This is a genomic window from Streptomyces sp. NPDC030814 (assembly GCF_055572155.1).
In genome coordinates this window covers 96,855-121,093 of record NZ_JBVIDX010000007.1, presented here as the reverse complement: position 1 = coordinate 121,093, position 24,239 = coordinate 96,855, and the positions used below count along the sequence as shown (strand labels likewise).

The 24,239-nt window shown below is 72.7% G+C and carries 22 protein-coding genes; 8 read left to right on the top strand and 14 right to left on the bottom strand.

What is annotated here, in order from left to right:
• Positions 1-25 precede the first annotated feature (25 nt).
• Entirely contained in the window at positions 26-904 is an 879-nt protein-coding gene (gene tesB / locus ACZ43N_RS17230) for an acyl-CoA thioesterase II (protein ID WP_468098320.1), read from the top strand.
• Between the two features lie 52 nt (positions 905-956).
• Here the strand turns inward: tesB and ACZ43N_RS17225 are convergent, their stop codons facing one another.
• Positions 957-1,751, bottom strand: coding sequence for a phosphatase (locus tag ACZ43N_RS17225; protein WP_468098319.1), 795 nt, complete (start codon positions 1,749-1,751; stop codon positions 957-959).
• A 96-nt stretch (positions 1,752-1,847) separates the two neighbouring features.
• Positions 1,848-3,479, bottom strand: coding sequence for a helix-turn-helix domain-containing protein (locus ACZ43N_RS17220; protein ID WP_468098318.1), 1,632 nt, complete (start codon positions 3,477-3,479; stop codon positions 1,848-1,850).
• A 129-nt stretch (positions 3,480-3,608) separates the two neighbouring features.
• On the opposite strand from ACZ43N_RS17220, the gene speB reads away from it, so the two are divergent.
• Together speB and ACZ43N_RS17210 are read left to right on the top strand one after the other, a co-directional pair.
• Positions 3,609-4,610 (top strand): agmatinase, encoded by a 1,002-nt coding sequence (gene speB, locus ACZ43N_RS17215; protein WP_468098316.1) that lies wholly within the window; start codon positions 3,609-3,611, stop codon positions 4,608-4,610.
• Between the two features lie 34 nt (positions 4,611-4,644).
• Positions 4,645-6,339: a thiamine pyrophosphate-binding protein gene (locus ACZ43N_RS17210; protein ID WP_468098314.1), complete on the top strand. Its 1,695-nt coding sequence runs from the start codon at positions 4,645-4,647 to the stop codon at positions 6,337-6,339.
• Between the two features lie 80 nt (positions 6,340-6,419).
• On the opposite strand, the gene ACZ43N_RS17205 is transcribed toward ACZ43N_RS17210, so the two are convergent.
• From ACZ43N_RS17205 to ACZ43N_RS17195, 3 genes are all read right to left on the bottom strand, one after another.
• Positions 6,420-6,791, bottom strand: coding sequence for a hypothetical protein (locus tag ACZ43N_RS17205; RefSeq protein WP_468098313.1), 372 nt, complete (start codon positions 6,789-6,791; stop codon positions 6,420-6,422).
• A 114-nt stretch (positions 6,792-6,905) separates the two neighbouring features.
• Positions 6,906-8,381: an FG-GAP-like repeat-containing protein gene (locus tag ACZ43N_RS17200; protein ID WP_468098311.1), complete on the bottom strand. Its 1,476-nt coding sequence runs from the start codon at positions 8,379-8,381 to the stop codon at positions 6,906-6,908.
• 113 nt (positions 8,382-8,494) lie between these two features.
• Positions 8,495-9,109, bottom strand: coding sequence for a TetR/AcrR family transcriptional regulator (locus ACZ43N_RS17195; RefSeq protein WP_468098310.1), 615 nt, complete (start codon positions 9,107-9,109; stop codon positions 8,495-8,497).
• A gap of 86 nt (positions 9,110-9,195) precedes the next feature.
• On the opposite strand from ACZ43N_RS17195, the gene ACZ43N_RS17190 reads away from it, so the two are divergent.
• Entirely contained in the window at positions 9,196-10,224 is a 1,029-nt protein-coding gene (locus ACZ43N_RS17190; protein ID WP_468098309.1) for an alpha/beta fold hydrolase, read from the top strand.
• 159 nt (positions 10,225-10,383) lie between these two features.
• Here the strand turns inward: ACZ43N_RS17190 and ACZ43N_RS17185 are convergent, their stop codons facing one another.
• Positions 10,384-11,340: a helix-turn-helix domain-containing protein gene (locus ACZ43N_RS17185; protein WP_468098307.1), complete on the bottom strand. Its 957-nt coding sequence runs from the start codon at positions 11,338-11,340 to the stop codon at positions 10,384-10,386.
• Positions 11,341-11,500: 160 nt separating this feature from the next.
• Here ACZ43N_RS17185 and ACZ43N_RS17180 point away from each other — a divergent pair, with 160 nt between their 5' ends.
• Positions 11,501-12,553 (top strand): saccharopine dehydrogenase family protein, encoded by a 1,053-nt coding sequence (locus ACZ43N_RS17180; RefSeq protein WP_468098305.1) that lies wholly within the window; start codon positions 11,501-11,503, stop codon positions 12,551-12,553.
• 71 nt (positions 12,554-12,624) lie between these two features.
• On the opposite strand, the gene ACZ43N_RS17175 is transcribed toward ACZ43N_RS17180, so the two are convergent.
• Both ACZ43N_RS17175 and ACZ43N_RS17170 read right to left on the bottom strand, forming a co-directional pair.
• Positions 12,625-13,428: an endonuclease I family protein gene (locus tag ACZ43N_RS17175; RefSeq protein WP_468098303.1), complete on the bottom strand. Its 804-nt coding sequence runs from the start codon at positions 13,426-13,428 to the stop codon at positions 12,625-12,627.
• A gap of 229 nt (positions 13,429-13,657) precedes the next feature.
• Positions 13,658-14,527 (bottom strand): TioE family transcriptional regulator, encoded by an 870-nt coding sequence (locus ACZ43N_RS17170; protein WP_468098302.1) that lies wholly within the window; start codon positions 14,525-14,527, stop codon positions 13,658-13,660.
• Positions 14,528-14,618: 91 nt separating this feature from the next.
• Between ACZ43N_RS17170 and ACZ43N_RS17165 the strand changes: the two genes are divergently transcribed.
• Together ACZ43N_RS17165 and ACZ43N_RS17160 are read left to right on the top strand one after the other, a co-directional pair.
• Positions 14,619-15,767 (top strand): erythromycin esterase family protein, encoded by a 1,149-nt coding sequence (locus ACZ43N_RS17165; RefSeq protein ID WP_468098300.1) that lies wholly within the window; start codon positions 14,619-14,621, stop codon positions 15,765-15,767.
• 235 nt (positions 15,768-16,002) lie between these two features.
• Positions 16,003-17,322 (top strand): phosphatase PAP2 family protein, encoded by a 1,320-nt coding sequence (locus ACZ43N_RS17160; protein ID WP_468098299.1) that lies wholly within the window; start codon positions 16,003-16,005, stop codon positions 17,320-17,322.
• A gap of 20 nt (positions 17,323-17,342) precedes the next feature.
• Here ACZ43N_RS17160 and ACZ43N_RS17155 read toward each other — a convergent pair whose 3' ends face one another.
• From ACZ43N_RS17155 to ACZ43N_RS17140, 4 genes are all read right to left on the bottom strand, one after another.
• A complete protein-coding gene (locus ACZ43N_RS17155; protein WP_468098298.1) occupies positions 17,343-17,708 on the bottom strand; it encodes a DUF4180 domain-containing protein in 366 nt (121 codons plus the stop codon).
• Between the two features lie 146 nt (positions 17,709-17,854).
• Positions 17,855-18,244, bottom strand: a complete 390-nt coding sequence (locus tag ACZ43N_RS17150; RefSeq protein ID WP_468098297.1) for a VOC family protein — start codon at positions 18,242-18,244, stop codon at positions 17,855-17,857.
• Positions 18,241-18,534, bottom strand: coding sequence for an ArsR/SmtB family transcription factor (locus ACZ43N_RS17145; protein WP_468098296.1), 294 nt, complete (start codon positions 18,532-18,534; stop codon positions 18,241-18,243). The genes ACZ43N_RS17150 and ACZ43N_RS17145 overlap by 4 nt, the downstream gene beginning before the upstream one ends.
• Before the next feature lie 51 nt (positions 18,535-18,585).
• On the bottom strand, positions 18,586-19,104 hold the full coding sequence (locus tag ACZ43N_RS17140) for a GNAT family N-acetyltransferase (RefSeq protein WP_468098295.1): 519 nt from the start codon (positions 19,102-19,104) through the stop codon (positions 18,586-18,588).
• A gap of 345 nt (positions 19,105-19,449) precedes the next feature.
• Here ACZ43N_RS17140 and ACZ43N_RS17135 point away from each other — a divergent pair, with 345 nt between their 5' ends.
• Positions 19,450-20,388, top strand: coding sequence for a serine hydrolase (locus ACZ43N_RS17135; RefSeq protein WP_468098294.1), 939 nt, complete (start codon positions 19,450-19,452; stop codon positions 20,386-20,388).
• 131 nt (positions 20,389-20,519) lie between these two features.
• On the opposite strand, the gene helR is transcribed toward ACZ43N_RS17135, so the two are convergent.
• Together helR and ACZ43N_RS17125 are read right to left on the bottom strand one after the other, a co-directional pair.
• Positions 20,520-22,721, bottom strand: coding sequence for an RNA polymerase recycling motor ATPase HelR (helR, locus tag ACZ43N_RS17130; RefSeq protein WP_468098292.1), 2,202 nt, complete (start codon positions 22,719-22,721; stop codon positions 20,520-20,522).
• Positions 22,722-22,802: 81 nt separating this feature from the next.
• A complete protein-coding gene (locus ACZ43N_RS17125; RefSeq protein WP_468098290.1) occupies positions 22,803-24,035 on the bottom strand; it encodes a glycosyltransferase in 1,233 nt (410 codons plus the stop codon).
• Positions 24,036-24,239: the final 204 nt, after the last annotated feature.

Below are 24,239 nucleotides of genomic sequence, written 5' to 3'. Positions count from 1 at the left end.
ATTACTGTCCAGTACAACTGACCTCATGAGTCAGGCACCACTTCAGGATCTCCTCGATCTGCTCGACCTGGAGCAGATCGAGGAGAACATCTTCCGCGGCCGGTCCAGGCCCGCCATCGTCCCGCGCGTCTTCGGCGGGCAGGTCGCGGCACAGGCACTCGTCGCCGCGGGGCGGACGGTCCCGGCGGACCGGCTGCCCCACTCCCTCCACGCGTACTTCCTGCGCACCGGCGACCCCGGCGCGCCCATCGTCTACACGGTCGACCGGATGAACGACGGCCGTTCGTTCACCGCGCGCCGGGTCGTCGCCGTCCAGCACGGGCAGCCCATCTTCGCCCTGTCGGCGTCGTTCCAGCGGCTGGAGGAAGGCCTCGAACACCAGGCCCCGATGCCGTCCGCTCCCGACCCGGAGACCCTGCCCACCGCCGAGGAACGGCTCCCGGCGTACGGCCTCGACCCGGCCGTCGTCGAGAAGATGCTGGAGGCCCGGGCCGCCGTCGACCTGCGCCATGTCGACGACCCGCCCTACGGACGCTACGGCGAGCCCCGCGAACCCCGCTCCCAGGTGTGGTTCCGGGCCAACGGCAAGCTCGACGACGATCCCCTGCTGCACGTCGTGCTCGCCACCTACGTCTCCGACATGACGCTCCTCGACTCCATCCTGCTCGCGCACGGACGGGGCGGCTGGGCCGTCGGCGACGTCGTCGGCGCCTCGCTCGACCACGCCATGTGGTTCCACCGGCCGTTCCGCGCCGACGAATGGCTCCTGTACGACCAGGAGTCACCGTCCGCGTCGGCCGGCCGCGGCCTCGGCCAGGGCCGCATCTACACCCGGGACGGCCGGCTCGCGATCTCCGTGATCCAGGAGGGCGTCGTCCGCGTGCCGCGGCCGAAGGCGCCCTGAGGCCGGGGGGCCGCCCTCCGCACCGGCCCCGTCCGCCCTCCGCCGGCAGGGCCTAGCCCTCCGCCAGCCCCGCCTGCTCCAGCAGGTACGCCGTCATGGGGTCGTAGTAGCGCGGGCTGACCACGTGGTCGTCGAGCGGGACCGCGACCTGGAGGGTGCCCTCGGCCTCACCGAGGAAGAGGGCCGGGTCGTTGCAGTCCGCGTAGCCCACGGAGTCGATGCCGAGCTGGCCCGCGCAGCCCGCCCAGCCGTGGTCGGCGACCACCAGATCGGGCAGCGGCCGGCCGGCCCCCTCCAGTCCCCGCAGGATGGCCCGCATCGGTTCGGGCGAGTGGGTGTGCCAGAGCGTGGCGCCGTGTTCGAGGACGGCGACGTCCGCGAACTGCATCACGTACCCCTCGTCCGTCTGGAGCCCGTCCGGGATCACGACGATCTCGCAGCCCACCGCGCGCAGCGCCCGCGCCGTCTCGTGGTGCACATGCAGCAGGCCGCCGGGGTGGCCGGTGGCGAACAGGACGCGCTGCCCGCCCTCCGCCGCCTTGCGCAGCCGGGCCGCCATCCGCTCCAGCGCGTCGACCGTCAGATCCGGGTCGATGGTGTCCTGGCCGTAGCGGTACCCGGGGTCGTCGTTCACGCCGACGCGCTCGGCCATCACGGCCAGCACGTCCTGCTCGTCGCTCCAGCGGTCGCCGAGCTCCAGGCCGAGCCAGTAGTGGCGGTTGCCGTTGGCCAGTTCGCGGTAGTGGGAGAGGTTGTTCTCGCGCGGCGTGGCGACGTCGCCCGCGATACGCGTCCTTACGAGATGTTCGACGAGCTCGGCGCGGCTGGGGGTCCCGGGTATCGGCATGCGTCCATTGTGAGGCAGACAACTGCGCCAGTCGCGGGCGTACCGTTCGCTGCGACCCGCGTCACTCCCCGTCGGCCGGCCGCTCCCGGTCGCGGTTCACTCCTGGCGCAGAGCGAACCACAACTCCATCCGTACGTCCGGGTCGTCCAGGTCCGCCCCCAGCAACGCCGCGCAGCGGCCGACGCGCTGACGGACCGTGTTGCGGTGCACGGCGAGCGCGACGGCCGTACGGTCCCAACTGCCGTGCAGCGACAGCCAGACGCGCAGCGTCTCCACGAGCGCGGGGGAGCCGGCGAGCGGCGCCAGCAGCGCGCGGGCATGGGCGGTGGCCTCCTCGGCCGGTACGAGATCGGTGAGCGCGGTGCGGGCCCCGTGCCGCACCAGCGCGGTCCGGGTGGCCCGTGCCCGGGCCAGCGCACGGGCGGCCTGCGCGTCCGCGGAAGGCCACCCGTCCGGGGCCGCCGGCGCGCTCACCCCGCACGTCCAGCCCGGCTGGGCGGTGACCTCACGGCCGGCGGGGACCAGGACGCGTACGACGTCGCCGTGGGCGTCCGCCAGGGCGGAGCCGAGGGCCGCGCCGAGCGCGGTGGCCATCAGGGTGTCGGGTTGCTGGGCGTCGTCGGCGGGGCGGGCGTGCACGACCAGCCACTCGTCGGCTCCGCCCAGCAGGGGCGCGACGTCCCGCGGTGCCGCCCCGAGCAGCAGCCGTACCAGTGCGGACACGCGTGCCGCGCCGGTGCCGCTCTGCTGTTCGCCGGTGAGGAGGGAGAGGAGTACGGCGGCGACGGAGGTGATGGTGTGGGTGCCTGGGGAGCGGTCGGGGGTGGCCACGGCGAGGGTGAAGCGGGGTGGTGAGCCGAGGGCGTAGGCGGCGAGGTGGGTGCCGTCGACGGTGTCCGTGGCGGAGGTCGGGGCGGGGGTGGGGGTGGTGGTGCACGGGGACAGCTCGGGCGATTGCCGTGCCGGGGCGCCCGCGGGGGCGGAGTGGCTTGTCGCGCGGTTCCCCGCGCCCCTTTCGGCGCCGGGGTGTACGACGGCTGCCAGGGCGGCCAGGGCCTGGGCGACCGTCTCCTCAGGATCGCGGTCCGAGGTCGCCGGTTCCGCGGCTTCCGGTACGCGTCCGAAGGCCGCCACTTCTGTGCCCTCCGGGCCGTACAGGACCGCCCGGCCCCCGGTGCGCTGGGCCAGCCGGCGCAGGACCGCCCGGACCGGGTCCGGGCGGGACGCGGCTGCCGCGAGGCTCTGCTGGGCCTCCGTGACGCGGCGGAGTTCGGCGTGTCTCGCCTGGGCCATCAGCTGCCAGACCGCTCGGGCGACCCCGGAGAAGGTCGTGCGGGGCGGCACTTCGACCAGGGGCAGCCCGTGGGTGTCGCAGGCGGACACCAGGGCTCTCGGGACCGTGTCGTGGACCGGGGCGAGGCCGAAGCCGAGGGCGGCGCCGCCCGCCGCGACGATCCGGGAGACGTAGTCGTCGAAGTAGCTGCCGGACCCGGCCGCCTCCGGGATGTGGACGCCCGCCGTCAGCAGCAGCTCACCGCCGAGCAGATACGGATAGGGGTCGGACATCTCCGAGGTGTGCGCCCCGTGGATCACCGTGCCGCTGCCCGCCGGGCCCGCGATCTGCCGCAGCCCCAGGTCCTCCCGGGCGAGGAGGGCGGAGAGGGGCACGGGAGGGGTGGGCGGCACGGCCGGGGCCGCCGCGTCCGACATGATGTGCGTTCCCTCCATCCGGAACGGCTCCACTGGATGAAACGTACACTTCGCAGCCGCTTCCCGGCGACCTACTGTCGAGGCACGCACCCGCGCGCATCCGCACCCACGCCCGTACCGGCATCCACCTCCTGGAGAGCACGCACCATGAGCAGCAACGAGAACCCGGCAGCCGGCGGCCAGCCCCGCGGTCCCGTCGACTCCTCCCGCATCCCCCGGTACGCCGGTCCCGCGACCTTCGCCCGGCTGCCGCGCCTGGACGAGGTCGGCGGACGGACCGACGTCGCGGTCGTGGGCGTGCCGTTCGACTCGGGTGTCTCCTACCGGCCGGGCGCCCGCTTCGGCGGCAACGCCATCCGTGAGGCGTCCCGGCTGCTGCGCCCCTACAACCCCGCCCAGGACGCCTCGCCCTTCGCCCTCGCCCAGGTCGCGGACGCCGGTGACATCGCCGCCAACCCGTTCAACATCAACGAGGCCGTGGAGACCGTCGAGGCGGCCGCCGACGAGCTGCTCGACAGCGGGGCCCGGCTGATGACCCTCGGCGGCGACCACACGATCGCGCTGCCGCTGCTCCGCTCGGTCGCCAGGAAGCACGGCCCGGTCGCGCTGCTCCACTTCGACGCGCACCTCGACACCTGGGACACCTACTTCGGCGCCGAGTACACCCACGGCACCCCGTTCCGGCGGGCCGTGGAGGAGGGCATCCTCGACACCTCGGCCCTGTCCCACGTGGGTACCCGCGGCCCGCTGTACGGCAAGCAGGACCTCACCGACGACGAGAAGATGGGCTTCGGGATCGTCACGTCCGCCGACATCTACCGGCGCGGCGCGGACGAGGTCGCCGACCAGCTGCGCCAGCGCATCGGTGACCGCCCGCTGTACATCTCCATCGACATCGACTGCCTGGACCCGGCGCACGCGCCCGGCACCGGCACCCCGGAGGCGGGCGGCATGACCTCGCGGGAGCTCCTGGAGATCCTGCGCGGCCTGGCGTCCTGCAACCTGGTCTCCGCCGACGTCGTCGAGGTGGCGCCCGCGTACGATCACGCCGAGATCACCGCGGTGGCCGCCTCGCACACGGCGTACGAACTCACCACGATCATGTCCCGCCAGATCGCCGAGGCCCGCAAGGGGAACCCGGCCGGGTGATCCGCGACCGGGACCACGAGGAGAAGGCAGCGCAGTGACCCACGACCACGACCTCGTACTCCGCCCGACGGCCGCCCAGCGGGAGGCCGCGCTGAACCCCCCGCCCGGCCGCCACGGCGGGGACCTGGTCGTGGAGACGCTGGCCGGGCTCGGCGCGACGACGGTGTTCGGGCTGCCCGGCCAGCACGCCCTCGGCCTGTTCGACGCGCTGCGCCGCTCCGACCTGCGGTACGTGGGCCTGCGCGTGGAGAACAACGCGGGCTTCGCGGCGGACGCGTACGGCAGGATCTCCGGTGAGGCCGCCCCGCTGCTGCTGTCGACGGGGCCGGGCGCGCTGACCTCGCTGGCCGCGCTCCAGGAGGCCGCCGCGGCCTCGGCGCCCGTCCTCGCCATCAGCAGCCAGGTCCCGACGGCGGGCCTGGGCGGCGGCCGCCACGGCTATCTGCACGAACTCCCGGACCAGTCGGCCTCGTTCCGGGGCGTCGTCAAGTCCGTGCACACCGTCCGTACGCAGTCCCAGATCCCGTCCGCGATCGCCGCCGCCTGGGAGTCGGCGCTGACCGCGCCGCACGGCCCGGTGTGGGTGGAGATCCCGCAGGACGTGCTGCTCGCCGAGACGACGCTCCCGGTGGTGACGGGCGCCGACGCCTTCCCCGAGGAACTCCCCCCGCGCCCCGAACTGACGGCCGTGGCGGCGCATCTGCTGTCGTCCGCCGCCCGTCCGGCGATCATCGCGGGCGGGGGAGTCGTACGGGCGGACGCGGCGGGCAAGCTGCGGCAGCTGGCGGAGCGGCTGTCGGCGCCGGTCGTGACCACGTTCGGCGGCAAGGGCGCCTTCCCGTGGACGCATCCGCTGTCGCTCCAGTCGTGGCTGGAGGACCGGCACACCACGGACTTCCTGGAGGACGCGGACGTCCTGCTGGTCGTCGGCTCGGGGCTCGGCGAACTCTCCTCGAACTACCACACGTTCAAGCCCCGCGGCCGGGTCGTCCAGATCGAGGCGGACCTCGGCAAGCTGGAGTCCAACCACCCCGCGCTGGGTATCCACGCCGACGCGCGCCTGGCGCTGCAGGCCCTGCTGGAGACGATCGAGGAGCCCCGCGAGGACGCGTCGGCGCCCGAGCGGGTGCGGGAGGTGCTGGCGAAGGTCCGCGCACGCATCGACGCTCAGGAACTCACCCTGGAACAGGACCTGTTGGCGTCCGTCCGGCGGGCCCTGCCGTCCCGGGCGCCCTCCTTCTGGGACATGACGATCCTCGCGTACTGGGCGTGGTCGGCGTTCGATCCGCGGGGCGCCAACACCATGCACTCCGCGCAGGGTTCCGGCGGTCTCGGCTACGCCTTCCCGGCGGCCCTCGGCGCGGCCGTCGCCGACCCCACGTCCCCCGTCCTCGCGGTCTCCGGCGACGGCGGGGCGCTGTACTCCGTTGCCGAGCTGGCCACCGCCCGGCAGTACGACCTGAACGTCACCTGGCTGATCGTCGACGACGGCGGCTACGGCATCCTCCGCGAGTACATGACGGACTCGTTCGGCGCGACGACGGGGACGGAGCTGACCCGACCGGACTTCGTGGCGCTGGCGGAGTCGTTCGGAGTGCCGGGGGTACGGACGAGCCCCGAGACGCTCGCGGAGGATCTGGCGAAGGCCCTTGCCGCGCCGGGTCCTTCGGTGGTGGTGCTGCCGGTGGTGCTGCGGATGTTCGCGCCCACGCACACGGTCCCCGAGTGAGACGCGGCAGCGGGCGCGCGCCGTACCCGCCAACCGGCTGATCGACGGCACAGCACCACACCGTCAGGAGGAGCCGCCTCTCAACTCCGCAGGAGCCGACCGTACTTCTCCCTGTACGCGGTGCGTTGTCTGTCGTATGCGTCCACGAAGGCCCGCTGCTGGACGGGACCCATGGTCTTGTCGGGTATCTGACCTGCGGGGACGAGGTCGGGGACGGCGCGGAAGACGTCGGCCGCGGCATCCCAGCGGTCGCCTCCCCGCTGCCTCGCCTTCATGAGGTCGTCCGCCATGCGGGGCAGCAGCCCGCGGAGGTACTCCGAAGGCTGCTCCTTGCCGCGGAGTTCGTCCGGTTCGGGCGGCGTCTCATCGGGCCGCGCCAGGACGCGCAACGTCCACAGTGCCGCCAGCAGGCGCCCGGACGAGGAGTGATGGGCGAGCTCTTCTCTCGACATGCCTGATTCATCGGCACGTCGCCGCCTGTCGAACCCCGGACTCGTGGGGACGCAAGGGTGCGGGCCGCCCGGAGCTGTCGACCGGGCGGTCCGTCGGGTGCGGCTGGCGGCCGGTCAGCGCAGGAAGCTGCCGAACAGGGCGTTCGTGTACGGGGCCGACAGGTCCTTCGGGCCGAAGGCCAGGGCGGACTTGGTGGTGAGGCCCGAGGCCGTGCCGCGCAGCAGCCAGACGGCGCCGTTGGAGGCGTTCTCGGCGATGGACGCGGCGGCCAGGTCGCGGTGTCCGTCGCCGTCGACGTCGAGCAGCGCGGTCGTGGCGCCGAACTGGTCGTTCGCCTCGGCCACTCCGGGGACACCCGCCGTGTCCTGGTGGAAGACCTGGGCACCGCTGCCGGTGAGGCCCGCGGCGCTGCCGTGGAGCAGGGCGACCGAACCGGCGTCGGCGATGGTGCCGACGTCCTCGCCCTCGATGCCGAGCGCGACGTCCGCGTAACCGTCGCCCGTGACGTCGGCGACGGAGACGGCGGAGCCGAGGCGGTCGCCCTCCTCCTGGGCGCCCGGGAAGCCCGGCAGGTCCTGGTCGAAGGCGTGGGTGTTCGCGTCGGTGAGGCCCGCGGCGGAGCCGTAGGCGATACGGCCCTTCTGGGACCAGTCGTCGGCGCCGACCACCAGGTCGTCGTAGCCGTCGCCGTTCACGTCGCCGACGCCCGTGCCCGCGTCGCCGCCCGTGGTGTCGCCGGGTGCCTGGCCGCGGGTGAAGCCGGTGGTCCCGCCGCCCATGAGCAGGCGGTTCCCCCAGGTGCCGTCGCCGGTGTAGACCCACTGGACGATGTCGTCGCGGCCGTCGCCGTTGAAGTCGCCGACCTCGCCGGAGACCACGGGGCCGGTGATCGAGGAGGGGCCGTCCTCGCAGCCGCCGCCCGTCGCGCAGGAGGCGTCCTCCTCGGACCAGCCCCACCACAGGGACTTGTCGAGGAGCGGCAGTACGGCGGTGGGCTTGCCGTCGCGCTTGATCGGGCCCTTCCACAGCGCGGCCGGGGCGCCCGACGGGTCGTCGCCGCTCACCCGCTGCGCCGAGAACAGAGCCAGGTCGGTCTTGCCGTCGCCGTCGAAGTCACCGGCCTGGGGCGCGGCCCCGTACGCGATGCTCGTGCCGCCGGTCAGGCCGGAGGCGGAACCCCAGAGGATCACCGAGCCCTCCTTGCCGCCGGCGATCACGAGGTCGCCGTAACCGTCGCGGTCCAGGTCGGCCTTGGCGAACGAGGCGCCGAAGAGCTGGTTCTGGGTGGCGGCCCCGGGGATCCCGGTGGTCGAACGGCTGACGATCTTCTTCTTCGTGGTCGACAGGCCGTCCGCCGAGCCGTACATCACGGCCACGTAGCCGGCCTTCGTCTGGCTGGAGACCGTCGCGTCGGGCGCGCCGACGACCAGGTCGGCGTAGCCGTCCCCGTTGAAGTCGTCCGCGGCGGGGACGGATCCGGGGGCGGCCGAGGCGGAGCCGGAGCCGGTCAGCACCACAGAGGCGGCCAGGGGTACGGCCAGGAGGGCGCTGCTGATCCTGTGTCGGGTGGCTCGGGGCGCTCGGGACATGGCGGTGCCTTTCGAGTCGGTCGTGAGAGCTGCTGCTCAGGAAGTGCGACTCGAACAAGGGGGCAGGGGTTGTACGTGGGAGTGGGGTTGTACGAGGGTTGGTCGCTTTTCGGTCAGGTCCGCAGACGCGCCGCCAGCCCCTCGAAGTAACCGCGGTGCACGGCGGTCAGGTCGACCTCCTCCGGGTCCAGGAGCCACAGCAGGTGGGCGCCCTCGATGAACGCCGCCACCTCCGTGGCCAGCGCCGCCGGGTCCAGGTCGGACCGAGCCGTGCCGTCGGCCGCCGCCCGGGTGAACAGGGCGTTCAGATGAGCCCGCAGGGCCCGGCCCCGGTCGCGGAACCAGGTGTGCAGGGCCGATCCCGGCTCCAGGTTCTCGGCGGTGAGGGTGGTGTGCAGGGCGGCCAGTTCCCGTTCGGCGGCGGCGGTGTGCTCGGCGTCCCGTACGAACCAGTCGAAGGCCTCGTCGAGGGTGGGCTCGGCGGCCGGGGGGACGGACAACCGCTCCAGGGCGCGCCGGTCGGCCTCCTCCAGGACGGCCTGGACGAGGCCGTCCTTGCTGCCGAAGTGGTGGATCAGGGCGGAGGGGGTGGCGCCGGCCCGCTCGGCGATGGCGGCCACACCCGTGCCGCGCACGCCCTGCTGCGCGAACAGCCCGATCGCCGCGTCGACCATCGCGCGACGACGTGCCACGCCCCGCTTCTGCACCTGCCCCTTGACTCCCGCCATGGGGATCAGGGTGCCGGGCTCAGGGCGGGGCGTCCAACTCGAAAAACGGCTGCGTGGCCTGTGCCCCGCCATTATCTTGAATGGCCATGCAGGAAAATAAGCCCCGGACCGAGGATGAGATCGAGAACGTGACAGGGATCGAGAACGTGACGGAGACCGAGAACGTGACGGAGACCGAGAACGCGACGGAGGACATGCACGAGCACCTGATCGGCCGTGAGCGGATCGTCGCCGCGGCCGGAATCGAGCTGTGGGCCGAGGAGTTCGGCAGCCCCGACCACCCGACGGTGTTGCTGGTGATGGGGGCCCAGGCGCAGGGCGTGCAGTGGAACGACGGTCTGGTGCGGCGTCTGGTCGACGGGGGGCGCCGGGTCATCCGGTACGACCACCGTGACACCGGGCGCTCCTCCACCGTCGACTACGCCGCCCGGCCGTACACGGTCGCCGACATGGCGTCCGACGCGCTCGCCGTCCTGGACGCGTTCGGGGTGGAGCGCGCGCACCTCGTGGGGGCCTCCCTGGGCGGGGTCATCGCCCAGCGGATCGCCGTCACGGACCCCGGGCGGGTGCTGACCCTGACGAGCCTGTCCTCCCAGCCCCTCGGCACGGACATGGCGGCCGTGGTGCAGCGGGCCATGCGGGGCACGCCCCCGCAGCCCGGGGAACTGCCGCCGCCCAAGGCGGAGTTGCTGACCGCGCTCGCCTCCGCCTTCCCCGGCCCGGACACCGGGCCCGAGGAGTACCTCGCCCTCCGGCTGCCGCTGTGGCGGGTGCTGCACGGCCCGGTGCTGCCGTTCCCCGAGGAGGAGTACCGGGCGGTGGAGCGGCGGGTGTACGAGCGGGCCCGTGATCTGCTCGCCGGGTTCAACCACACGCTCGCCGGGGCCGCCGGCGGCGACTCCACGGCGGGCCTCGCCTCCGTCACCGCGCCGACGCTCGTCCTGCACGGCACCGAGGATCCGATGTTCCCGCCCGCGCACGCCGAGGCCACCGCCGCCGCGATCCCGGGCGCCCGTCTGGTCATGGTCGAGGGCATGGGCCACACCCTGCCTCCGGCCCTGGATGACCGCCTCGCCGGCGAGATCCTGCGCCACACGGCCTCAGTGGCCGCCTGAGCACGAGCGGCCTGAGCGCGAGCGGCCTGAGCACGAGCGGCCTGAGCGCGAGCGGTCTGGGCCGAGCGGTCCGGGCATGAGCGGCCCGGGCGTGAGCGGTCCCGGTGGGAGTGGTCCGGGTCGGAGCGGTCCGGGCGCGAGCGGCCTCGGCCCCTCGGATCAGCGAGCCGTCGTGGCGGAGCGGGCGCGGAACGTACGGCGATACGTGTCCGGCGGCACTCCGACCGTGCGGTTGAAGTGCCGCCGGAGAGTCGTGGCCGTGCCCATGCCGGTGGCCTCCGCGATGGTGTCCACCCCGTCGTCGGTGGCCTCCAGCAACTCCTGGGCCCGGCGGATGCGTTGGGTCAGCAGCCACTGCAACGGGGTGGTGCCGGTCGCCGCCCGGAAGTGCCGGCCCAGGTTCCGGGCGCTCATGTTCGCCCGGCGGGCCAGGTCCTCCACGGTCAGGGGTCGGTCGAGGTGTTGGAGCACCCAGGGGAGCAGCCCGCCGAGCGGATGGTCGTCGCGCGCGGGCACCGGGGCCGTGACGAACTGGGCCTGGCCACCCGCCCGGTGCGGTGGTACGACCAGCCGCCGGGCCGCGGTGTTGGCGACCGCCGAGCCGTGGTCCAGGCGCACCAGGTGCAGGCAGAGGTCCAGCGCGGCGGCCTTGCCCGCGGAGGTGAGCACGCTGCCGTTGTCCACGTACAGCACGTCCGGGTCGACCTCCACCTCCGGGTGGCGGGCGGCCAGGACGTCGGTGTGCGCCCAGTGCGTGGTCGCGCGCCTGCCGTCCAGCAGGCCGGCGGCGGCCAGCACGAACGCGCCCGTGCACAGCGAGGCCACCCGCGCGCCCGCCTCGTGGGCCGCGCGCACCGCGTCGACCAGGGCGGCGGGCGGCTGCTCGTCGACGTCGGCCCAGCCGGGGACGATCACCGTGTCCGCGTACCGCAGCCGGTCCAGGCCGTGATCGGGCTCCATCCGGAACCGGCCGACCCGCACCGCGTCCGGTCCGCAGACCGAGACGTCGTACCAGGGGCCGGGGACGCCGTCCGGGGCGGACGCGAAGATCTCGTACGCCACGGACAGTTCGAAATGCAGCATGCCCTCGGTGACGGCCAGCGCGACAGAGCTCATGTCCGGAATTGTATGGGGCATGTCGTTCCGGACACTCACGGTGGGGCTGCCGCCCTCGCCAGGATGGTCACGACGGAACGACGTGACGACGAAACGCCGGTACCAGGTCGGCTTTTCGCGCACGGCGGTGGTGGTCAACGGTGGAACGGTGGGAGACACGATGGGAACGGCGACGGGGGCGGGGCGGCGCACGGTGGCGGTCTTCGGTGCGTACGGGCACACCGGGCGGTTCGTGGTGGCGGAGCTGAGGGCGCGGGGGTTCGTCCCGGTGGCGGTGGGCCGGGACGCCGGCAAGCTGCGGGCGTTCGCGGCCTCCGAGCCGAAGCCGGTGCTCGGCACCCGGACGGCCTCGGTCGACGACGCGGCCTCCCTCGACCGCGCGCTGGCGGGCGCGGACGCGGTGATCAACTGCGCCGGGCCGTTCGCGGTGACCGCCGCCCCGGTGATCGAGGCGGCCCTGCGCGCCGGGATCCCGTACGTCGACGTGGCGGCCGAGATCGAGGCCAACGCCGACACGTTCACGCACTTCGCCGAACGGGCGCGTGCCGCGGGGGCGTTGATCGTCCCGGCGATGGCCTTCTTCGGCGGCCTCGGTGATCTGCTCGTCACGGCGGCGATGCAGGACTGGACGGCCGCCGACGAGGCGCACATCGCGTACGGGCTGAGCGGCTGGCATCCGACGGCGGGGACCCGCGCGGCGGGCGCGGTCTCCCGGGAGCGCAGGGACGGCCGCCGGGTCCGGTACGCGAACGGGGGCCTGGAGTACCGCGACGACGCCGCGCCCGGTCTGAAGTGGTCCTTCCCCGAGCCGATGGGCACACGGGCCGTCATCGGCGAGTTCAGCATGGCCGACATCGTCACCGTCCCCAGCCATCTGTCCGTCCCCGACGTGACCACCTACATGACCGTCGAGGCGGCCGGTGAACTGGCCGATCCGGACACCCCGGCGCCCGCCGCCGCCGACGAGCACGGGCGGTCGTCGCAGACCTTCCTCGTCGACGCCGTCGTGCGCTCCGGCGGGGTGGAGCGGCGGGCCGTGGTGCGCGGCCAGGACATCTACGCCGTCAGCGCGCCCCTCGCGGTGGAGGCGGTGGACCGCGTCCTCGGTGGGCGGACCCGCGCGAGGGGTGTCGTCTCCGCCGGGGCCGCCTTCGACGCGGCCGACTTCCTGCGGGCGCTGTCCGCGCACCTCACCGTCGAACTGGTCCGGTGACGACGGTTTCCCAGGCGGCACGACGGGCTCCCGGCCGTTCGGCCGGGAGCCCGTGCGGTACGGCGCCGGTGTTACCAGATCGCCTCGACCCACTCCGGGTGGTCGATGAACGGGTTCCGGTTGCCCTGGTAGTTGTTGTAGATGAGGTCGTTGCGGCGCTCTTCCCAGGCGTCCGGCGGGTCCTCGTCGTTCCAGGCCTTCAGCACGGAGAGGCGGCCGTGGAAGCGGGTGCCGCCGTTGTTGACGGAGTCGTTGGGCTCCAGGTCGGGCCAGCCGTCGTCACCTTCGTAGCGGACCGCCATGTAGAGGATCATGCGGGCCACGTCGCCCTTGACCGCGTCGCGCGGCTCGAAGGAGTTCGAGTCGATGAGGCTGCCGCCGCTGTTGGTGAAGCTGCTGCCGCCGTTGTCGAAGTCGAGGTTGCCGCGCCTGGCGTTGACCTGGACGTCCTCGGCGCGCAGGTGGTGCAGGTCGGTGCCCGGGCCGGCGGAGGTGCCGAAGTCGCCGTGGGACTGTGCCCACACGTGCTCGCGGTTCCAGTCGCCGGTGTTGCCGCCGTTGAGGGACTTGCTGCGGGAGATGCCGCTGTACAACAGCTTGACGTTGTTGCTGTTGTCGGGGTCCTGGTCGGTGACCTTCAGTGCGTTCCAGACCGCCGAGTACGAGATGGCCGTCTGGTCGCTGATGATCGTGTGCAGCGAGGACTTCAGGGCGGTGCCGGTCTTGCCGATCGCGTTCGCGTAGTACGTGTCGTCGTACGCCGTCGTCGTCGCCGAGGCGGGGGCGGCGGTGGCCGTCGGCAGGACGAGACCGACGAGCACGGCCGACGTCGCGAGCGCCACCGTCTTCCAACTGCGTATCCGCGCAGCAGGCATGAGGGGTTGTCCCTTCCCAGAAGGCCGCGTGGCACGAGGGGTGGTTCGGGGAGCCTCGGTCTACGCGGGTTGACTGTGTGGGTAATCGAGAGATTGGCATGGACGGGTCAGTCGATGTGTAACCGGCAGGGGGCGGTTTGGTGACGTTATTGAAAACACGTCAACTCCCGTGCAGTCAGCCGATGCTGGGCGCCCCGATCGAAGGGGAGACCCCAATTGACGTGCGACGTCAGGCGTGCTGCGCACCCTCGGCGCGAGGTGCCGAAGAAGGAGCGGGCGGGGCCGCTGGGGTGGGAGCGGGCGGGGCCGCGGGGATGGGAGCGGGCGGGGCCGCGGGGCTGAGGGCCTGCGGCGGCGCGGAGGCGGGGGTCTTCGGTGCGGGGCGGTCCAGCAGGGTCAGATAGTGGCTGACGTGGGTGGCCGCGGTGAGCATGGCGACGCCCCGTGCGGTCAGCTTGCGCTGCCAGTCGCCCAGGGAGGCGGCGAGGGCGTCCGTGCCGCCGGCCGTGCGGATCTGCCGCACCACGTCGGCGATGTGGTCCAGCGGATGGCCGCCGCGCCGGAGCAGGTGGGCGAGTTCGGCGTCACGGACGTCGTCGCCGCGGAAGACCCGGTATCCGGTGGCCGGGTCGCGGCCGGGAGCGAGGATGCCGACGTCCTCCCACTTGCGCACCGTCGCCGCAGTGACGCCGAGCCGACGGGCCAGTTCCCCGACGGTGCGGGTGCGGGCGGCCTTCGGCTCCGTCCGCGCCCCGGGCACCGCGGTCTGCGCCGTCAGGTGGCCGAGGGCCGTCCGCAGCGCGTCGAGGGTCTCCCGGTCGCGGAGCAGCCGGCTGTGGCCGCGGTCGATGAGGGTCAGGGCGTCGTCGAGGGTGTCGTCGTGGAGCGCGCGCATGATGCGGCCGCCGACGGCGTGCCCGTACGCCGGGACGAGGGCGAGGAAGGCGCGCAGCGCCGCCGCGTGCACCTCGGTGTAGACGCGGTAGCCGCTGTCCGTGCGCTCGGCGGGCGGGAGGAACCCGTCCCGCTCGTAGTTGCGGACCGCCTGGGCCGAAAGGCCGTGCTCACGCGCGAGGTCGGAAGGTCGCAGACTCGTCATCGTTTGAGACTTTACGGTCATGCCGAGTCACTGTGCACGCACGATGCCGCGCCAAGTCTCAACCGAGCCTTCAAAGATACGATCGAGGCTCATGAGTCAGGACATCCGAGACTTCGTGCCCCCGTCGTGCGACCTTCTGGCGCTCGGCGAACCCACCCACCAGGAACCGGCCTTCGCGCGGGTGCGCAACGACCTGTTCGCCGAACTGGTCGAGCACGGCTTTCGTTCCATCGCCCTGGAGACGGATCGCGTGGCCGCGCTCGTCGTGGACGACTTCGTCCGGGAAGGGACCGGAACCCTCGACACGGCGATGGGCGAGGGCTTCTCCCACGGCTTCGGCGAACTGGACGGCAACAGGCGGCTGATCGCGTGGATGCGTGCGTACAACGAGAGCCGGGCCCCCGAGGAGCGGCTGACGTTCCACGGCTTCGACGCCCCGCTGGAGACCATGAGCGCTCCCAGCCCCCGGCCCTACCTCGAACACGCCCGCGCCTACCTGATGCACAGCGCGGTCCCCGGCCAGGACGTCGACTTCGCGGACCTCATCGGCGACGACGAGCGGTGGAGCCGCACGGAGGCGGTCCTGGACCCCGCCCGGTCGGTCGGCGGATCGGCGGCCGCCGAGCGGCTGCGGGTGATCGCGGACGACATGCTGGCCGCCCTCCACGAACGGGCGCCGGAACTGATCGCGGCGACCTCGCGGGCCGCGTGGTGCCGGGCCAGGATCCACCTCACCGCCGTCATCGGTCTGCTGCGCTACCACCGGGAGGCGGCGCGGCGCATCGAGGAGGGAGCACGGCTGACGCGGCTGTGCGTCACACGGGACGTGCTCATGGCCCAGAACCTCCTCGACATCCGGCAGGCAGAGTCCCGCCGCGGCCCGACCATGGTCTTCTCGCACAACCTCCACCTCCAGCGGAACCCCGGCACCATGCGCATGGGGGACGCGGAGGTGAACTGGTACGGCGCCGGTGCCGTCGTGGGGTCGCTGTCGGGCGAGCGGTACACCTTCGTCGCCGGCAGCCTGGGCCGCAGCGAGGCCATCGGGCTGGGCGAGCCCGACCCGGACACCTACGAGGGCGGCCTGCAACGCCGGGTCGCCACCTGGGCTCTGACCCCGGCCGCCGCGATCCCGACCGCCCGCACCCGTACCGACACCACGCCCCGGCAGGGATACTTCCCCCTCGACCGGGCGACTCTGGACGGCGCCGACGCGGTCCTGCACATCGCGGCGGGGTGAGGGCGGGCGCCGAACGGGCCGGGCGGGCCGGGCGGGCAACCACCAGGGGGGCCCTTTCGTCTTCCTCTCCGGGCCTGCAACCCTGTGTACCACTTGTGACCAGCCGACCGACCCGACCTGTTCACCGGAGAGACCATGCCGTCCAGCGCGAAGAGACCCAGTCGACTGAACGACACCATGGCCGAATAAATTGATATCCATAGCGTCGCGGGTGTTCTCGCGAATAAGCCGCGGAATGGCCTCCGCCGAATGGCGCCGGCCCCGGGTCCTGCTGTGGGCCGCGATGAGCGTGACGGCTCTCGGATTCTTTGTCGCGCTGGAGACCGCCGCACGTCACTACGGTCTGCCGGGGCCGATCACCAACCAGGCGCGAGAGGTGGTTTTCGCCCCCAAATCGGGCCCGTTGCTGTATGCCAGCATGGCGCTGACGATGGTGGTGCTCACCTGGCGGCAACGGTGGATCGCGGCCGCCGTCGCCGTCGGCATCGACATCGTCTTCTTCCTGGTGCGGTGGGCCGTCGGCGCCGACATGATGTTCGGCAACGGCGCGCTGTGGGTGATCATCGGCTGTGCCGTCATCGCCCTCACCCGCCGCACCGGCCGGGAGAGAACCCTGCTGCTGAAGGGTGTCGGGCTGGGCCTGCTGCTGGTGGCCGGCCGCAAGACCGGTGACACGTGGCTGCTCATCACCTCCAAGACCCGCCCGCTGGTGCTCGACCAGTACCTGGCGGCCGCCGACCACGCGCTGGGCAACCCGTCGTGGCTGATGGGGCGGCTGGTCAGGGCCACCGGCCCGGTCGGCACCCACCTCCTCGACTGGATCTACATCCAGCTCGCGGTGGCCGCCGTCGCCGTCGCCCTGTACCAGCTCCGCCATGTGGCGGTCGAGCGCCGCTTCCCGCGCCACCACCTGGTGCGCACCTTCCTGGTGATAGGGCTCCTCGGACCGGGCATCTACATGATCTTCCCGGTGGTGGGGCCGGTCTTCGCCTATGGCGCCGGCGCCATGGGGACCGGCGGCGAGCACTTGGCCGTGGCCAACCTGTGGCCGCACACGGCCCCGCCGATCGGTATCCCGGAACCCATGCCGTACGACGAGATAACCCCGCGCAACTGCATGCCCAGCCTGCACACGGCATGGGCCACCGCGATCTTCATCCACTCCCGCGGCGGCCCCCGGGCACTGCGGTACGCGGGCGCGTTCTGGCTGGTCGCCACGCTCTGCGCGACGCTGGGCTTCGGCTACCACTACGGCGTGGACCTCATCGCCGGTGTGGTGTTCACGCTCACCATCGAGGCGGGCCTGCGCACCTACGACCGCGGCTGGGACCGCTCGGGGCTCCAACTGGTCGCCTACGGCACGACGCTCTTCGTGGCGCTGCTGGTGTCGTACCGCTGGCTGCCGGAGGAGATGGCCAGGTATCCATGGGTGGCCGGACCGCTGCTGATCGCGGCCATGGCCTCCGTGGTCCACGGCTACGCGCGGACCGCCGGGCGGTGGGAGCCGAAGGCCGCGCCGCTGCCGCAACCGGAACCGAGACTCGAACTGGTCTGAGCGGCGCGGCGGAACCCGGCTCAGCCCCTCAGCCGCTCACCCAGTTCGGCGAGGTCGGACACGAACCACGTCTGACGGTTGCGGTTGCACTCCCGGACGAAGTCCCGCAGGGCCTCGCTCGCCGTCGTGTGGCGGGAGATGTCGCCGACGACAGCGAGGCCCATGCGGTACTGGACGAACTTCTGCACGATGTCGCCCGCGACCCGGGTCCGCAGCTGGAAGAAGGTCTCGTCGAACCGCTCGACCGGGATGACGACCCACGCGGCGCCCTGGTAGCCGGCGTCGCCGATGAGATCCATGACGTCGCTCTCGCTGGCGATCACCTCGCCCTCGGGTGCGCACAGGAGAACAGGCACGTCGTGGATCGTCCGCAGGGTGATCGTCATGGGCGTCGAGGCTACGTGCCGCCCCGTCCCCCGGTCGACGCATTTCCGGCGGCCGAGCGCCTCGTGGCGTACGAGTACGGGGGCGCGGGGCGTGGGTGACGAGGTTCCCGCTGGGTGTGCGTCGGCCGTCGGGCGGAGAGCCGGGCCTACTTGCTGTGGACGATCTGGATGAGGTTGCCGCAGGTGTCGTCCAGGATCGCGGTGGTGACGGGGCCCATCTCCAGCGGCGGCTGGGTGAAGCGCACGCCCAGCGCGCTCAGGCGGTCGTACTCCGTGGGGACGTCGTCGACGGCGAAGGAGGTGGCCGGGATGCCGTCCTCGACCAGGGCCGCCTTGTACGGCTGTACGGCCGGGTGGCCGGAGGGCTCCAGGAGCAGTTCGGTCCCCTCGGGCTCCTCCGGTGAGACCACGGTGAGCCATCGTTCCGTGCCGCCCATCGGGACGTCGTGCTTCTTCACGAAGCCCAGCACGTCGGTGTAGAAGCGCAGGGCCTTCTCCTGGTCGTCGACGAAGACGCTGGTGATGTGGATCCTCATGACGTGCTCTCCGGTGCGTCGGGCCTGAGCCATCGGCTCATGATCCGCTCGAGGGGTTCGGTGTCCAGGTCGTGGAACTTGTAGCGGCCCTGGCGGCGCGTGACGACCAGACCCGCGGACTCCAGGACCGCCAGGTGCTGGCTGATCGCCTGCCGGGACAGCCCGAGACCGTGCTTGGTGACCAGCCGCGCGCATATCTCGAACAGGGTCTGACCGTCCCGTTCCACCAGCTCGTCGAGGATGCGCCGCCGGGTCGGGTCGGCCAGCGCCTTGAACACATCCTCCGCCATGCCCTCCACGATAGGCAAGCAGCCACTTGCCTATCAAGCGGTGACGTCCGCTCAGTCCTCGCCGACGAGGCCGCCGTAGGTCTCCGTGTACATCACCGTGTGGTCCTCGGCCCGGAAGGCCGCCTCGGCGGCGTACGCGGCCCGGCCTCGGCGGTCCTCCTCGGTGAGGTCGGGGTGGACGGGGGCGCCTGCGGGGCGGACCGGAGCTGGACCAGGTGGCGTTCGCCGTGGTCGTCGAAGCCGGGCTCGGGGTCGTCGGTGTGGCAGTACAGACGCATACGCACCCAGCCGTCGGAGGCGTCGAGGGCGGGAGGGGCCGGGAGCGGCGGCTCGTCGTCGGGCCAGGCGTCCCTCGCGTCGCCCGTGACAGCGGGTCAGCAGCGCGTGGCCGACGACCGTGCCGTCCTCCCCGGTGGCGACGATCGACAGGCCGTCGATCCAGCCGGCGTCGGCCCGCAGCGCCTCGACGAGGTCGGCCTCATCGGGCCGGCCGAACGCCGCGAGGTTGACGGTACGGACGGCGGGGACGTCCGCGTCGGTCTCGGCGCGAGTGATCCACGAGATGGGCATGGCGGATGTGTATCCGTTTCGTTGGAGTTCGTGGGTTCCGCCCGGCGGACTCACGCTCCCGCCCGGGCTGATCGGATCGGAGTCAGGCCACGGCCCGGGACGTGAGGAAGCTCCGGGTGCCGTCGACGGCGGTGACCTCCAGCGCGGTCATCGACCTCACCTCACCCGTCTCCTGGAACGATCCGATCGCACACGAACACCCCGACGCTGGCAGCGGGTACGGACCGGTGCCGGGAAATTCCGAACTGGCGTACAACTTTCGGTCATTCTCGCGAGTCGAGTGTGGTGAACGTGCCACGAGTGCGTTCGCCGTCACCCGAGGGGGAAACCTTAATGACTCACCGGATGTCCCGGACGCGCCGGACGTCCCGCAGAACCCGTGTGCTCGCCACGGGCATAGGGGCCGGACTGCTCCTGCCGCTCACCGTCGGTCTCGCGCCGAACGCCGCCGCCGCACCACCGCCCGTCACCTGCACATCGGACAAGGCGGGGCTGGCCGAGAAACTCCAGAAGGACATCGCGGCGGCGGTCGCCAAGCGCAAGGGCACGATGGCTGTCGGGGTCTACGACCGGACCACCAACACCACCTGCACCCTGCGCGGCAGTTCCGCGTACGACTCGGCCAGCGTGGTGAAGGTGACCGTTCTCGCGGCGCTCCTCTGGGACGCCAAGAAGGCCGACCGGTACCTCACCGACCGTGAGACCAGGCTCGCCACCGCCATGATCACCAAGTCCGACAACGCCGCCACCAGCACCCTGTGGAAGCAGCTCGGCATGGCCAAGATCAAGGGTTTTCTGGCGGCCGCCAAGATGACCCAGACCAAGCCCGGCGCGAACAACTACTGGGGCCTCACCCAGATCACGGTCCGCGACGAGCAGCGGCTGCTCGCGCTTCTCGCCGCGAAGAACACCGTCCTCAGCGACAACGCCCGCGCCTATGTGCTGAAGCTGATGAACCAGGTCGTCTCCTCGCAGCGCTGGGGCACCCCGGCCGGGGCGCCGTCCACGGTGAAGGTGCACGTGAAGAACGGCTGGCTGTCGCGGGCCACGCACGGCTGGCGGGTGCACAGCGTCGGCGTGTTCCAGGGCGGCGGCCGTGACTACCGCATCACCGTCCTCACCCACGGCAACCCCGACATGACGTACGGCGTCAACAGCATCCAGGCCGTCGCCAAGGTCATCCACAAGGACCTGGTGCCCGTGACGAGCGCCGCGACGGCGCAGCGCTACGTGCCCACGAGCGAGCCGAAGGAGGCCCTCCCGGCGGTGCCGCCGGCGGACTGACGCCCATGCACGGGGCGGGCTGACGCCCATGCACGGCCGCGGGCCGACGCCCACGCGTCCGCCGTCGACGCCTGACCACCGTCGACGGCGTCCCCGGGCCGGCGTCAGCCGCACAGCCGCTCAGTCACTCGTCAGCCGCTCAGTCGCTCGTCAGTCGATCGTCGGTCACTTGTCAGGACGACGAGCTGCCGTGTCGCCCGGGTCATCGCCACATAGCGGTCCACCGCTCCCTCGACGCCCTCGCCGAAGTCCTCCGGGTCGACCAGGACGACCAGGTCGAACTCGAGGCCCTTCGCCAGCTCGGGGGTCAGGGAGCGGACCCGTGAGGTCGCCCGGAACGAGGGATCGCCGATGACACAGGCGATCCCTTCGTCGTGTGCGGCGAGCCACTCCTCGATGATCGCGTCGCGCCGGACGGCGGCCCCGTGGAGGACGGGCACGCCGCCACTGCGGATGGACGTCGGGACGTTGGCGTCCGGCAGCGCCGCCCGGATGACCGGCTCGGCCTCCGCCATGATCTCCGCAGGTGTCCGGTAGTTGATGCTCAGCGAGGCCAGTTCGACGCGGTCGAGGCCGACCCGCTGCAGCCTCTCCCGCCAGGACTCCGTGAACCCGTGCCGGGCCTGGGCGCGGTCGCCGACGATGGTGAAGCTCCGCGACGGGCAGCGCAGCAGCAGCATCTGCCATTCCGCGTCGGTCAGTTCCTGCGCCTCGTCCACCACGATGTGCGCGAACGGGCCGGCGAGCAGATCCGGCTCGGCGGTGGGCAGTTCGGACTCGTCGACCAGGCTCACCCGGGCGTCCGGGCCGCGCAGCATGACCACGAGGCCCTCGCCGTCGTCCCCGTCGGCGCCGGAGGCGGCCGCCGCCTCGATCAGGTTGTCGACGACCTGCTCCATGCGTGCGCGCTGGGCGGCGAGGACGGCCTCCTGGCGGCGCCTGCGCCGGGCCGTCTCCGGGTCGCCGAGCCGCTGCCGGGCCGCGTCGAGGAGCGGCAGGTCCGACACCGTCCACGCCTGCGGGTCCGCCGTCCGCCGCAACTTCCGTACGTCCTCGGGGCCGAGCCAGGGCGCGCACCTGCGCAAGTAGGCGGGGACCGTCCACAAGTCCGCTACCAGGTCGGCGGCCTCGATCAGCGGCCACGCGTGGTCGAAGGCGGCCAGCAGGTCCCGGTCCTTCGCCAGTGACTTCCTGAGCAGGGCGGGCGAGGTCTCGTCGTCGTGCTTGTCCACCAGGATCGTGAGCAGTTCGTCCCACACCTGCTCGCGGGCCTCGTTGTGCGGGGTGCCGGGCTCCGCCGCCGCGAACGCCTCGGCCCAGTCGTCGGGGCTCACCCACACGTCCGACCAGTGGGTCTCGACCAGCAGCCCCTCGGTGGGCGGCTCCTCGTAGAACCGGACGGCCGCCTCGATCGCCTTCACCATGCCGGCGGACGCTTTCAGCCGGGCCACGTCCGGGTCGGCCTCGATCCCGGCGCCGGCGCCCTCGGCGACCAGGTCCCGCAGTACGCAGATCTGTACGCCCTCCTCGCCGAGGCTCGGCAGGACATCGGCGACGTACGACAGATAGGGCCGGTGCGGGCCGACGAACAGGATGCCGCCGCGGCGGTGGTCGACGCGGGGGTCGGCGTGCAGGAGGTAGGCGGAGCGGTGCAGGGCGACGACCGTCTTGCCCGTGCCGGGCCCGCCGTCGACGACGAGGGCGCCACGCGAGCCCGCGCGGATGACGGCGTCCTGGTCGGCCTGGATGGTGCCGAGGACGTCCCGCATCCGCTCCGACCGGTTGCCGGCGAGACTGGCGATGAAGGCGGACTGGTCGTCGAGCGCGGCATGCCCCTCGAACCCGTCCGGGGCGAACACCTCGTCCCAGTAGTCGCTGATCCGGCCGTCCGTCCAGCGGTACCTGCGGCGGCTCGCCAGCCCCATCGGGTGGGCGTGGGTCGCCCCGAAGAACGGCTCCGCCGCCGGGGAACGCCAGTCGACGAGCAGCCGGCGGCCCGAGCTGTCGGTGAGGCCGAGCCGTCCGACGTAGACGGGCTCCGCGCCGTCCGCGCCGACCATACGGCCGAGGCACAGATCCAGCCCGAAGCGGCGCAGGGTGCGCAGCCGGGCGGTCAGCCGGTGGATCTCCGCGTCCCGGTCCATCGCCTGCCTGCCCGTGCCGCCCGGCGCCCTGCGCTCGGCCGCGAGACGGGCGGACACCTCGGTGATCGTCTGCTCCAGACACCGGGCGACGGCCGCGAAGTGCCGCTCGTCACCGGCGATCAGCGCGGGGTCCGCCTTGGCGGCGAGGCGCTCGGGAAGGGAGAACGCGCTGGTGGTCAGGGAATTCACTGCGTGTGACTCCGATCTGGGGCCGCTGCGGACCCTGGTGTGCGGCACGGTCTGGGGGAACGCACGGTGTGGGGGAACGGCTCACTCGGACGCGAGCGGCGCACTCGCGGCGGCGCCGTCGAGCAGCAGCCGCACGGCCACCGTCGTGCCGTCGGTGCGGATGGTGGCGGCGACCGACTTCGCCCGTACGCCGGTCCCGGGGGCCAGGGCCACCTCCAGCGCCGCCGACAGGGACGCGTACGTCGGAACGGGGCCGTCGTGGCCCGCGCCGATGCCCAGCTCGGCCACGCGGCCCGCCCAGTACGGCTGGTCCACGACCTGGGGTACGACCACCTGGGGCGCCCCGGAGCGGGTGGCCTTCACGGTGGTGCCCGCACCGCCGTGGTGCACGACGGCGGCCACGCGGGCGAACAGCGTCTGATGGCTGACCTCACCGACGGTGAAGCAGTCGTCCCGGTCGTCGACGGGGCCCAGCCCGGCCCAGCCGCGCCCGAGGAGCACCCGGCGGCCCTGCGCGCGAACCGCCTCGACGGCCACCCGGGCGAGGTCCGGGGAACGCATCGCCATGCTGCCGAAGCCCACGTACACCGGGGGTTCGCCCGCCTCCAGCCACGCCGACAGGTCCTCGGGCAGCGGGCGCTCGTCCGGCAGGAACCACGCGCCGGTCTGCACCACGTCCAGATGGGTCAGCCCCTCGCACGGGCCGAGAACCGGGTCCGCCGCCAGCCACGGCCGGTCGGTGAAGACGTGGTCGCGGACGTTGTCCACCGGGTCGAGGCCGATCGTGGCCCGGTGGGTGTTGAGGGCCTCGCCGTACAGGGCGTTCACCCTGCGTGCGTCCAGATCCCACAGCGCCCGGTTGTCGGTCAGCCCCGGCGGGGCGGGCGGGCCGGGACGCGGCGGCGGGGGGAAGTGCGGCGACGGCAGCCCCAGCGGATGGAAGCCCGCGTACACGTAGCGCATTCCGTGCTTCTCGGCGACCGACCGGGCGCCGGCCGGCAGCAGCCCGGTCGCCACCAGCGCGTCACACCCCTCGGCCGCCGTGCCGACCGTCTCGAAGTGCGCGGCGACCAGGTCGGCCGCCAGCCGGAACGCGTCCTCCTGCGTCGGCGGCCTCGCCCCCACCGCCAGCGAACGCACCGGCGGACCGAACGGCACATGCGGGACCCCGACCCTGGCCAGCAGCTCCGCGAACTCCTCGTCCGGGGGCGCGCACACCAGCGCCTCGGCACCGAGCTCCCGCAGCCGCACCGCCAGTCCCGCCAGCGGCTCCACGTCCCCGCGCGACCCGTACGACATCAACAAAACCCGCATGACGCGATCCCCCATTTCCCGCCGACCACGGCTTCGGCCGGTGATTGTGCGGGACACGGGGGGCCTTGCCGCAAGGCCCCCCGTGCGCTATATGTTGAGAGTGGCAAGGAGTAGGTGACTCCTTGCCTTCGCTGTTTCCACGGCCCGCGGCGGACGGATCCGGCCGATTCACGGGGAGTCCACCTCGACGGCATCGAGCCGCCC